We start from the raw sequence: 11,593 nt of genomic DNA on the forward strand, positions 1-11,593 counted from the left end.
GTTGCCCGACATCGGCGAGACGCAGCGCTTCGTCCCGAGCGCCGTCCAGACCGTGTTGTTCGATCAAATAGAGCACGGCCGCGTCGATTTCGTCTTCTGAAATTTTGGGGAACCAACGTTTCATGACAAGCGGATCCGGGTTGGCTGGTGATGAACTTGAACGCATTGCTGCGTAACGAGAACTCGCGAAGCCTTACCAACTGTAAAAGCCGGTGTCGACATTAACGGGCTGCTTGGCGGCTACGCGCATCTGCGAACCGGGGCGCATGTCGCGGCATGCGCCACTCCCTTCAGCGGAGGCGCTTTCGTCAAAACAACTTGACAAAAAAGTCTTCCTATAGCCGATGCTCTGAAGGACTGAATACGCGAAGCAAGAGACAGACGCATGACCGACGACACGCAGGCCACCGACCCAACTTCCGACTCCGATCCGACCGCTTCCGCAACGCCGGCGTTGGCCGAGACTTCCGCGCCTGAGCTCAAGGTCAATACGAAGAAGGCCGGACGCGGCGGCGCGAGTTCCGCGAAGGTGGCGAAGGTGGCGAAGTCTCCCAAAGCGACGCGCGCGCGCAAGGTCGCGAAGGCAGAGGAAGCCGTGGCGACGGTCCCGGAAGAAGCCGCAGAGCCTGTCGCCAAAGCGGCCAAAAAGCGTAGCCCTGCGCGAGCAGCGAAGAGCGCGAAACCGGCCAGGGTGACGAAGACGGTGAAGGCGGCGAAGCCGGTCAAATCCGGCGGGTCGGGAAAGCGAGCCAAACCCGAAAAGGTCGCCAAGCCGGCAAGAGTCGCAAACGCCGCGAGCAAGGCGGCCAAGGCCGCGCCGTCGACCCTCGCCAAGAGGCCGGCGCCAGCCGCGTCAAAAGGACGTGGCGACAATTCCCGCTACACGACCAACGAATTGAACAGCGCCGCCCGGAAGGCCCGGCTGACCATTGAGTTCACACCGACGGTCGCCAAGCCCGCCACCATCGGCCGCGGTCCCGCCAAGGAGTTCAAGGTCGACGTCATTGTCGCCAACCTGCGCGGCTCGAATGGCGATCTCATTCGCGATCGCGGTCCGGGCACGCCCTTTTACAACGATGCGGAAAGCCTCGCCGCCGTCGAGATCTTCGAAAAGTTTCGCGGCAGGACATTTCACAACAAGCTCAAGGTCGAGATTCTCTGACGGATTTCCGCGCGCCGGCCGCCGCGTTCGCGGCTGTCGGCGGCGGCTCATTGGGGTCATGAGAGAGGATATTCCAAATCGTACGCTAGAGTTTCACGGGCTGTGGCGATATCCTGAGTGATTGAGATCGTTGGCGCATTCGGCGGCGTCGAACTTGGTGAGGGCGTCGGCTATTGCGCCGACGCGGTCCTCATGTTCTTCGGCAAAGCCGGATCGGTCAGCCAGCGGCAACCGGCAATGCGTCCAAGTTCGTCACCAGCCAACCCGGATTTGCTCGTCATGAAACGTTGGTTCCTCAGAATTTCAGAAGACGAGATCGACGCTGCCGTGCTTCATTTGATCGAACAGCACGGTCCGGACGGCGCTCGGGACGAAGCGCTGCGTCTCGCCGATGTCGGGCGACGCATCGGCTCTGCGAAGAACAGCGCGATTTTTCTGCGCGCGGCCCAACGCATTGCCGTGGAGCAGGGGATGACCGCAAGTGAGACTCCGCCTCCGAGATCCTGGGTCAAAAAACTCTCGGTCTTCGTCGCTGAATTCGGCGCTCCTCGCGTACCGTTAGCGTAAACCCACTCGCGAAACTGCTGAGCACGACGTCCGATCGTGTCCCGGGCGGTGGTGGTGCTGATGCTGGGCCTTGCACCACGTTTTCCGGCATAGGCCGGGTTGGTCAGACGGCCACGGCGGGCAGTCAGACGGTGGAGTCATCGCTCAAGCTGGCGATGGTTTCCAGCGTCATGTAGCGGCGGCGCTTCACCTCGCCGTTCAAGCGCTCCAAACCGTTGGTCGAGTGGATTTTTTGCCAGCGCTCCTTGGGAAAGGCCATGTGGGACAGCACATCGGCCTCGGATTCATCCATGAAGCCGGCGAGTTTTTGCCGTTTCGGCCGCAACTGGTCGACGACCTTGCGCCATTGCGCCTTGGCCGCGTCCGCGCTGTCCTGCGCGAAATGGCCGTCGCCATGAAGGCCGAGACGACGCGCCGCCCGCTCTTGCCGGCGTGCGCCAAAGCATTGCGCATGGTGTGGACGCGGCAACGCCGCCAACTGGCGTTCATCAGCTTGGAAACGGCGGCCTTGATGCCCTCGTGGGCGTCGGAGATCACCAGTTGCACGCCGCGCAGGCCGCGCCGGCGCAGCTTGCGCAGGAACTCGGTCCAGAAGGTTTCCGCCTCCGACGGGCCGACGTCCATGCCCAGCACTTCGCGCCGCCTGTCGGCGTTGACCCCGATCGCGATGATCACCGCGGTGGAGAAGATGCGGTTGTTTTTCCGCACCTTGACATAGGTGGCGTCGAGCCAGACGCAGGGCCATTCGCCTTCGAGGGGGCGCGTGAGGAAAGCCTGGACCTTGTCGCCGATCTCCTCGCACAGGCGCGACACCTGGCTTTTCGAGACCCCGGAGCCGCCCATCGCCTTGACGAGATCGTGTCCACCGATCGGCTCGAAACGCCCTGCACATAGGCCTCCTGGACGTTTGCCAAGGGAAAAGGACCGCCTTTGCGGCGGCCAAAGTTCGCGGTGGGTGACCCTCATCGGGTCTCGGACCGACTCACAAACAAGGGTGCGCCCGCCAGACGCCCGCCCTCATCCAAAAATAAAATCCTGCGCCCGCAACGCAAGCATGCTGTGGACGACGACATCGTTGCCCGCGCTGAAGGTGAGGGTGCTGGTATGGGTCGCCGTATCGAAGGCCGAGATGTTGAGCGCGCCAAAGCTCTGAATGCCCAGGGCGCTGACGTCGATATGGTCGGTTCCCCATTTCGATCCCGCTTGCCCCTGGCCGAAATCCTCGATGGCGTCGTGGCCATTGCCGGCCTTGAAAACAAACCTGTCGTCGCCGCCCCTGGCGGAATCGCCGATGACCCGCGCATCGCCCCACATGTCGTCGCTGCCGCCTCCGCTGATCAGCGTGTCGTCTCCGCCGCGCGCATTGCCTGACAAGGTTTTCGCGTCGCCGATGAGGATGCTCTCGTATTTTCCCGAAATCGCTGCGACCCCATCGCCGCCGATGAGTGTGTCATTGCCGCCCCGCGCGTTGCCGGACATGGTCAGGGCGTCGCCGTAGAGCGTGTTTCCGGTTGGGCTGAAGCTGGCGCCAACCAAAGTGTCGTTGCCGCCCCGCGCGCTCCCGGCCATGGTCAGGGCGTCCCCGTAGGCCAGAACACCGCCGCAGAAGTTTGCCGCGTTGCCGATGAAGGTGTCATTGCCGCCAACGGTCCGGTCGCCCATGTTGCCGCCCGCGTCGCCATAGAAGGTGGTGGTCGCGTCGTTGCCCGCGTTGTAGGTGTCGTCGCCGCCTTGGGCATGACCAGTCATGTTGCCGCCGGCATCCCCGTAGAACAGGACGTAACCGTTTTCCCCATTGGCGCTGAAGACATCATTCCCACCCGTGGCGTAATTGCTCATGTCGCCGCCGGCGTCACCATAAATTGAGAAATTGGTTTCACGCACATGCGCCGTGGTGAATTCATCGTCGCCGCCGGTCGCATATCCGGACATGGTCCCCCCGGCGTCGCCATAGCATGTGATGTTGCCTTCCACGTTGGCGCCAAGATTGAAGACATCATTTCCGCCAAAGGCGTGACCCGATATGTTCAGACCGGCGTCGCCGTACATGATCAAGACGGCGATGTGACCCCAGTGAGTGTCGCTGGAGAACGTATCGTTCCCACCAGAAGCATAACCGGCGAGACTGCCTCCGGCGTCGCCAAACATGTCAACGCGAAGATATTGAAAGTCTTCGAGGTAGACGCTCAACACGTCGTTACCGCCGACGGAGTGGTCGGACATGTTCCCGCCCGCGTCGCCATACATTTTTGAGGTGACCTTGTCGTCAGCCCACAGCCAGGGCCGGGTGATCGACAAATTCAGACTGTCGTCCCCTCCGATGGCGCAGCCGGCCATGTTCCCGCCCGCGTCGCCGTAAAGATTGATGTCGACGGAATCGGGAGAAGCGGCTGTAACGAGCGCATTCAGTTCGTCATCGCCACCGATTGCGTTACCGCGCAGGTTCCTGCCGGCGTCGCCATACACGTTCCCGGCCCCTTCGATCGTCAGCGTGTCGTCGCCCCCGACCGACCGGTCGAGCAAATCCATGCCGGCGTCGCCATAAATTGTGTTGGTCGGGTCGGAGACGACGGTCGTATGATCGCGGCCACGCGTCGTTCCATTGAGCGAACCAGTTGTATCTCCGTAGAAAATCGCCATTGCGGTTTCCCTTGCAAACGAGATGAGATAAATAAATTAAATTCCAATAAAATAATTATCATAATCAGATTTAAATTTGTATTGCGGCCCATACTGAGGTGGCTCGGGGAATCTGGGCAGAGCGATAAGTGGCTTTTCTGGCTCCGGGGTGCGATCTGCGCCGACGACCGCCATATGCATTGCAGCGCCAATGTCGATGGCCGCAGCGTTCGGGTGCGCCATCGGCATCTTGCCGCCGTCCCGCTTGGATTTTCTGGGGTTCATCCCCATTTCCTCCTGCTGACGTCAGCGGAAGGGCAGGGCTGGGCAATTCATTCAAATTCCTAAACGGGACCGCCGAGATGGCGTCACCCCTCTCAAGTGCGCAACAGCCCATGGACCAGGTTTTTTGACGGGATCACGCGTCACCAAAATCGTATCGGCCGCTCCCTTCCGCCCGCACGTTAGCGGCTCCCCGTTATTTGGAAGGCGCGCTCATCAAGGCCGGCATGCTGAGCGCAAAGCGATGATCGACCGTCATCACAATCTTCCCATCGCTCGTCAGGCCAAGGTTCTCAACATCAGTCGCGGGAGCGTCTATTACCAGCCTCGCCCGACCTCGCCCGCATTGGCCTGCTGGTGGCTTTCCCGATCATCCCGCTCTACTTCGTCCCCCTGTCGCGCAGAAATTGTTTTGTGGTTGCTTGGAACGCAGGAAAGCCGATCACCGAGCGTCGCGGACCATATGGGTCTGGCGTCGCGCTCTGGACCCGGGCGTAGTCCGCTTACGCCGGACGCCGGGTCTTTCGAACTCTGCGCGATTGCCGCCGGTTCGCACGGGCGCGACACCAACGCCTGCGGTGCGACACGCTTATCCCGCGAGAGGAGGATTACTGGATGCGAAAAGCGGGCGGAGTTGTACGCGATTTGACACGTCGAGCGCCACGCACGGTTCGAGGCGCCTCATCGCGCTCCTCCATTGCACGGCGGCGGCCACCTCATCATGATGCATGCTCTCGCCTCGGAACACGACCATCACAGTCCTGAAAACGATATTGAGGTCGAGCAGAAGGGACGCGTGATGGATGTACCAGACGTCCAAAGCGTCCTTTTCTTCCGGGGTCACCCGCGTGCCGCCGTTCACCTGGGCCCAGCCGGTGACGCCCGGACGAACAAGCAATCGCATGCTCGGATCTTCCGGCTGGTCGATTGGCAACAGCGGGCGCGGCCCGATCAGCGACATGTCCCCACGCAGAATATTTAGCAGCTGCGGGATTTCGTCGAGACGCGTGGCCCGGATGGCGCGGCCGATGTTCGAAAGTCGCATATCGTTGGGGACAGCCGCGCCGTTCCTGTTGAACGGCGCGCGATAGGTGCGGAATTTAACAAGGAAAAACTCACGTCCTCCCTGTCCGATCCGACGCTGCCAAAAAGTGACGGGGGCGCCGACGTCCAAATAGACCACGACCGCGACGATCAGCGCGATCGGAGAGACCGGGACAATCAGGCACAGAGCCGCGACCACGTCCAAAGCTCGCTTCAGACGAAAATAGATCACGCTCCTTGCCGGAAGCTTCGGCCTCGCGCCTCCGGCGCAGCTCGAAGGCGCGAGAACGGGCGCGGGATTGAATATGTCGGAGAAGGCGCGCGTCACGACGCGGTGTTTGTCGCAATCGCGTTTGACCTGAACGAACGCCTCGGACGCCAGGGTCTCTGGTGAGAGCCATACCTCATCGATCTCGACGCCATGCACCGCATATTCGGTGATAACGGCGTCAAGGTCGCCGGGACCGCCGACGATTTTGACGCCATTGATCGTCCGGCCATGAAGACCTTGGCGCGGATCGAGCGCCGCGACGATTTGCGTGATGCTTGGCGCCTGCACGTCCGTGAGCTTGATGAGATGCGCGGCATGGCGATCGACGCCCACGAGCAGAACCCGCGCCATTTGACGCGGATGATGGCGTCCCGCTTTCAAATCGTCGTCCAGACGCATCGCGAGCGCCAGAGCTCTGCCGATCACCAGACCGGTGGCGAGCACGAGACCATGAATGATGGGAACGGAGCGGGGCATAGTTTCATAGCCCCTCAAAGCCAGAAACGCCAAGCTGACGCCGCCGACGCAGGTCAGCGTGGCCGCCGCGACCGTCCAAAGATCGCCGACGGAGAAATAACGCGTCATTCCGTGGCTCAGGCGGAACACCAGGAAGGCCGAGATCGAAAAGGCGATTGTGAGACCGGCGTATTCCAGACAGATGGGCGGCCCGCCTCGCGTCGCCGCAATGTCGATTAAGGCCGGCTCACGCAGCCACATGGCGATGAATGGCGCGCCGACCGCCCAAGCGAGGTCGAATGTGGAGATGCGCCAAACGAATTGACTTCTGGAGGTCGGAGCGCCTGGCCGCATCAACCTATCTCCCTGTTCGTTGGCGAGGCCGCGAACGGACAGATCGTCACGACCGGAACGGAGACAGCTTGCAGTCGCCTCGCGCGGGGCGTCATGAAAACAAAATTCCGATCGTTAATTCGAGCTTCCATTTCTGTGCTCCGGAATCATTGTATCGGAAGCGTTGAGACGTTCGCTCCCAACGCGCTGCAATGACGAGTACAAATGGATTGGCGCGAGTTCCGCAACGTTACGGTGGGTGGAGATACTGTGCCCCAACGCTCTGTCTTGAGCGCTTCAGGCCGCATGTCACCTCTGCTGAGAGCGACTCGAGTCCAGTTCGAAAAGGGGCAGGGGCGATTGGCCGCTCCAAAGGCGTCGCCAACATATTCTCGCGCGCTCCGAGTCTCCGGGTCGCCATGCGGGCGTTGAAACGAGGCGCGTCACTTGACCGAGAAATCTCTTTTGTAAACCGAAGCGGTTTAGGCCGGTCGCCCTGCGCGCCGACGAACCGACCAAGGCTTTCCGCCCTGATCGACGGCGCCGGCGCCTTGACCAAGGCGCGCTGAACGCCAATGCAGCCCGGGCGAGCACGGGTCGGCTCGCAGCAACTCGACCCAAGCGATCCGAGCGCCTCGCGTCACGTCGAAACCGCCGGGCATCCCATTCGTAACGGTGTCAACCGCCTTCAAATCGGCGAGACAAGCTTGCAAACTCGCGATGAAAGAGCGCAAATCGAACCGCTTGCAAGAACTCTTGCCGCGGCGAGAAAGGCGAGGGCGGTCGCCCCAGGGGCTTCACGGCTGGGATTTGGAAGACTGCGCAGTGAAAGCAGCGCTTGATGACGAAGCGTCATGGTTCAGATGTTTGATGAAAATGACGATCTCGCGCCGGAGACGGCCAAGGCGGAAGAATGATGCAGCGCGGGCGGAAGCGTTGCTGAACAGGATCGAGCCGATGAACATATCCGCCTGCATCCGGCGATTCAAAACGCGCGCCCCCGGCGCGGCGACTCTCCCGCCGGGACTGCGTCTTTACGTTGTCGGAGATGTTCACGGCCGGCTCGATTTGTTGACTCGCCTGGAAAATGAAATCGAGCGAGATCTTGGCGCGGCGCCGTCAAATGTCTTGACAATATTTGTTGGCGACTATGTGGACCGGGGAGGCGATTCCCGCGGCGTTATAGAAAAGCTGAGCTCTGACGAATTTTGCACGCGCTTTTGCGCCTTGCGCGGCAACCACGAGCAGGTGCTGCTCGACTTCCTGTCGGACGCGTCCGTTCTGGAAAACTGGCGAAAATTCGGCGCCCTTGAGACGCTGCATTCCTACGGCGTCGACATCAGCCATGTCGCGCGCGGCAAAGGCTACGACCTCGCCCGATCGTCCCTCATTCAACGCATGCCCGAGCGCCACAGACAGTTTCTGGAAAACACCCGCCTGAGCTTTTCTTCAGGGGACTATTATTTTTGCCACGCCGGCGCGCGTCCGGGGATCGCGCTTGAACACCAGTCGGACGAGGACTTATTGTGGATCCGCGACGATTTCCTGGCGTTCAAGGGCGGTTTTGGCAAGGTCGTCGTTCACGGTCACACGCCCAATCCCACCGTCGACATGCGGAAGAACCGCATCAACGTCGATACGGGTGCCTATGCGTCCGGCGTGCTGACCGCCCTGGTTCTCGAAGGAGAGACCCGAAGAATACTCTCCACGGACAGCCGAACTCGATAGGCTTCAGTAGGCTGGAATCGGGTAGATTGGAACGTTTTGCGACGTCGCCACAGCCGGCTTGCTGAAAACGAGAGTCCCAGGCGACCCTGCGGCGACCGATACGATCAACGAATTCGCCGCGATTGGCGATCGCGCAAAAGCGTCGGCGGGAGCGGATGCAAACACATCCCCCGGTTGGTAATGACGCGACAGGTCCGGCGCGCATCCGTCGCCGCGATGCACGTTCGAGGCCAGTGTCGATCCCACAATGAAATCAGCATAATACATTTCGGTCGGCAGAACAGCGCGCGTGGAAATATACACGGTTACGCCATCCAGTTTTTTGTCGGCGAGATCGTTGCTCACGAACGCATCGCTGTGAGGCGCGACGGAAATGTTATTGAGCTGCCGCGATCTGATCGTGATGCCCTCCCGGGTCGCCGGGCCGATGCTCATGACAGAAAATATCGTGCCGCTCGCAACATGGTAAAGAAGATCGCCCGGCGCGGGATCGAGGTTGAACTTCTCCTGCACGCGCGGCGGAAGAACAAAAGTCATGTGTTCGCCGTCAAAAGTCGGCGCTCCTTGCCGCCACAGGCGCAAGAGCGGCTCTTGTCCCACGCCAAGCCGCCAGGACCTGCGGCCCGCACTCAACATGCCCGATACAAATTGATTGATCGGCGCGCGCGGCGCGCCGACCGCAAGCGACCCATATGAGGTTGAGCCAAGGCCCCCGCCATCTTCGATCCAACTGCCGACATTGCCGGCGCCGAGGCCAACAATTTGCGGGCAAAGTCCCGCGCCGAAACGGGCTCCCCCAAGCAACATCCCGCCCGTGAAATTGACCGCGCGCTTCTCTACCTCGGTCTTTCGCGCCATGTGCCGGGCGCCGACAAACAATGTTCCGCGCATGTCCAGCATGGCCGGGCCAACCACGAGATTGGCGATACGTCCGCCAGTTCGGATGGTGCATCCGCGCAGCGCGATGGGCTGTGGATTGTAGGTCGAGATGAAGGCGGCGGGCAACTGCCCGTGAAGGGCGTTGTCGAGATTCAGGAAGCACGATTCAAAGGTGACGGCCGCGCATTGGGAGCCGGAGCCTGTGAGATTGCCGACGCGAACGGTGGCCTCGCAATGCATGTGGCTCACGGTAAACGGACCGGATGAACCCGTGCCGATATCGAAGAGTTGGTAGGCGTTGCCGACTTCGCAATTGTCGATCGGCCCGTTGATCGTGCCGCCCACGCCGAAACCGCTGTTGGTGAGGAAGGTGTGCAGACCATAGCCGGTGACGTTGCGAATCTCGACATTGCGCGACTGCGTGTTGCAAATTGCAATCGCAACCGGCGCGTAACGGATTCGGCAATCGCGAATTCGGGTAAAGTCGCTGTTGCCATCCCCGTTGGATCGATTGCAGATGGCCACCGCGAAGCCTTCGATCTCGACATCCTCAATGAGCGTGTCGCTGCTCGGCGTCTTGCCATATTGCGGCGGATCCGCGCCAAGCCAATTCGGATAATCGACGCGCGGGTAGGCGTCGGCCGGCGCCCGCCCGCCATAGGCGTCGATGGCGACGCCGGCATAGGGGCTGTGGCGCTGGAGGCCGCCCGGCGCGGATCCCGCCCTGGCCAGCCGCGGGTCGAGCCAAGCGGCGCGCTCGGGGGCGAGCGCCATCGGATTGACACGCTGGGCCACCACCCAGGGACGGTTGCGTCCCCGGATCGACAGCCCGCGAATGCCGGACGAGCGGCCGCCCTGAATATTGATCGCGGGTCTGTCATCGCGTGTAGGGTACAGGATCGAGCCGGGCAGATCGCCATAGCGGCTGCGCCAGCCCCCGACGAGTTGCAGCGTGTGCGCCACGCCATGCCCGTAGCCAATGTGCAGGGTGTCGTCGGTGCGATAGGCGCCGGCCGGCAACGCGACCGTCGGGACCATATTGCACATCGCCCAATCGAGCGCCGCCTGGATCATTGGCGCGTTGTCGACGCCGCGGGTCTCGCCGGAGTCGAAATCATAGGTCGCATCGGCGACGGCGCCGAACATCAGCGCGTTGACCGGTTGCTTGGGATCGAGCACCCAGCTTTCGCCGTCGGCGCTGGCGAAAGCGATGACCGGTCCCCGGCCGCGAATGTAGCGCGCGCCGCCGCCGTCTCCGATCTTGGCGAAAGCCAGCGTTTCAATCACGGCGACGCGTCCTGGCGCCCGCGCGCGCGCCGCGAGGCTCACCGTTTCGAAAACGAGGAGCGGCGACTCCCTCGGCGCGTCGTCATCCGCCCGCGCCGCGCCATGACCGGACGCCAGCGCCCCGACGCCGAGCAGAAGGCGGCGGCTGAGCCGCCAAAGGCCCGCCTCGCCGATCACTTGCATAAAGCCGCGCGGGCGCGCCGACGATCAAGCATAGGTGTTCGACCCGTCGAAACATCCGCGACGCGCGTCCAGACGGGGCAAATCCGCATGGCGCACGACCGCGTAATTGGCCTCGAAGAACCGTTCCACCTCTGGATGCCATTGCTCGATAACCTCGACATGATCAGGCATGAGACGCGCCACCGAATAGGGCAGCCCCTCAACCATGTCGAAGACGTCCTTGAAGAAGGAGCGTGTCGCGACCCAGCGGTGATTGTACTCGAATTGCGCGACAGAGATTCTCTCCTCGGCGAGAAGCGGCTGCATTCCCTCGAGAACCAGCCGGTCGAAACCTTCGGTATCGATCTTGACGAGATCGATATGTCCCAGGCCTTGTTCCCCGGCGAATTCCGCGAGCGTCGTGACTTCAACCGTCACCGCTTCCGATGCGCTGCCGCACGCATGAGTCCCGACGCCAAGCGTGTGCGTGCCGGCCTCCGCGCCAAACGTCATCATCTGCGCTTCGCCCCGCTCATTGGAGAGCGCGCGATGCTCGATCGTGACGAGCGCGCTGCGCGCGTGGGCGGCAATGTTCTCCACCAGCAAGCCGCGCGTCTGCGGGGCTGGCTCGAACGCGAAGAAACGCGTGCGGGACGTGTCAAGCCGGTGCGCCGGCAGCGCGTCGAGAACGGGTCGGATCCAGTCGCCGACATTGGCGCCGACGTCGATGACGATGAGCGGCGATCCCGACGGCGCGGAGGAGACGACGCGTCGCGCGAGGTCGATTTCGCCATTGCGCATTG

The 11,593-nt window shown here is 62.0% G+C and carries 9 protein-coding genes and 2 pseudogenes; 5 read left to right on the plus strand and 6 right to left on the minus strand.

Annotation, left to right across the window (positions count from 1 at the left end):
* The first annotated feature begins 385 nt into the window (after positions 1 to 385).
* Together CCR94_RS08260 and CCR94_RS08265 are read left to right on the plus strand one after the other, a co-directional pair.
* On the plus strand, positions 386 to 1,162 hold the full coding sequence (locus CCR94_RS08260; RefSeq protein ID WP_104507402.1) for a hypothetical protein: 777 nt from the start codon (positions 386 to 388) through the stop codon (positions 1,160 to 1,162).
* Between the two features lie 117 nt (positions 1,163 to 1,279).
* Complete coding sequence (locus CCR94_RS08265) at positions 1,280 to 1,729, plus strand: hypothetical protein (protein ID WP_104507403.1); 450 nt, start codon at positions 1,280 to 1,282, stop codon at positions 1,727 to 1,729.
* A 124-nt stretch (positions 1,730 to 1,853) separates the two neighbouring features.
* On the opposite strand, the pseudogene CCR94_RS08270 reads toward CCR94_RS08265, so the two are convergent.
* The 3 genes and pseudogenes from CCR94_RS08270 to CCR94_RS08280 form a co-directional block, all read right to left on the minus strand.
* Positions 1,854 to 2,664 (minus strand): annotated as a pseudogene (locus CCR94_RS08270) (IS256 family transposase); the annotation flags it as partial.
* An 82-nt stretch (positions 2,665 to 2,746) separates the two neighbouring features.
* Complete coding sequence (locus tag CCR94_RS08275) at positions 2,747 to 4,369, minus strand: calcium-binding protein (RefSeq protein WP_244593990.1); 1,623 nt, start codon at positions 4,367 to 4,369, stop codon at positions 2,747 to 2,749.
* A gap of 36 nt (positions 4,370 to 4,405) precedes the next feature.
* Positions 4,406 to 4,633, minus strand: a complete 228-nt coding sequence (locus CCR94_RS08280; RefSeq protein ID WP_104507404.1) for a hypothetical protein — start codon at positions 4,631 to 4,633, stop codon at positions 4,406 to 4,408.
* A gap of 196 nt (positions 4,634 to 4,829) precedes the next feature.
* Between CCR94_RS08280 and CCR94_RS08285 the strand changes: the two are divergent.
* A pseudogene (locus tag CCR94_RS08285) lies at positions 4,830 to 4,976 on the plus strand (IS3 family transposase); the annotation flags it as partial.
* A gap of 243 nt (positions 4,977 to 5,219) precedes the next feature.
* Here the strand turns inward: CCR94_RS08285 and CCR94_RS24995 are convergent.
* On the minus strand, positions 5,220 to 6,101 hold the full coding sequence (locus tag CCR94_RS24995; protein WP_158254670.1) for a sugar transferase: 882 nt from the start codon (positions 6,099 to 6,101) through the stop codon (positions 5,220 to 5,222).
* On the opposite strand from CCR94_RS24995, the gene CCR94_RS25000 reads away from it, so the two are divergent.
* Entirely contained in the window at positions 6,096 to 6,641 is a 546-nt protein-coding gene (locus CCR94_RS25000) for a hypothetical protein (protein ID WP_158254671.1), read from the plus strand. The genes CCR94_RS24995 and CCR94_RS25000 overlap by 6 nt on opposite strands.
* An 813-nt stretch (positions 6,642 to 7,454) precedes the next feature.
* Complete coding sequence (locus tag CCR94_RS08295) at positions 7,455 to 8,462, plus strand: metallophosphoesterase family protein (protein WP_244593991.1); 1,008 nt, start codon at positions 7,455 to 7,457, stop codon at positions 8,460 to 8,462.
* A gap of 3 nt (positions 8,463 to 8,465) precedes the next feature.
* Here the strand turns inward: CCR94_RS08295 and CCR94_RS08300 are convergent, their stop codons facing one another.
* The gene (locus CCR94_RS08300) at positions 8,466 to 10,811 is read right to left on the minus strand and encodes a hypothetical protein (protein ID WP_104507407.1); all 2,346 of its coding nucleotides are present in this window, start codon (positions 10,809 to 10,811) and stop codon (positions 8,466 to 8,468) included.
* 24 nt (positions 10,812 to 10,835) lie between these two features.
* Positions 10,836 to 11,591 (minus strand): FkbM family methyltransferase, encoded by a 756-nt coding sequence (locus tag CCR94_RS08305; RefSeq protein WP_158254672.1) that lies wholly within the window; start codon positions 11,589 to 11,591, stop codon positions 10,836 to 10,838.
* Positions 11,592 to 11,593: the final 2 nt, after the last annotated feature.

The organism is Rhodoblastus sphagnicola, assembly GCF_002937075.1.
GTDB lineage: Bacteria > Pseudomonadota > Alphaproteobacteria > Rhizobiales > Beijerinckiaceae > Rhodoblastus > Rhodoblastus sphagnicola.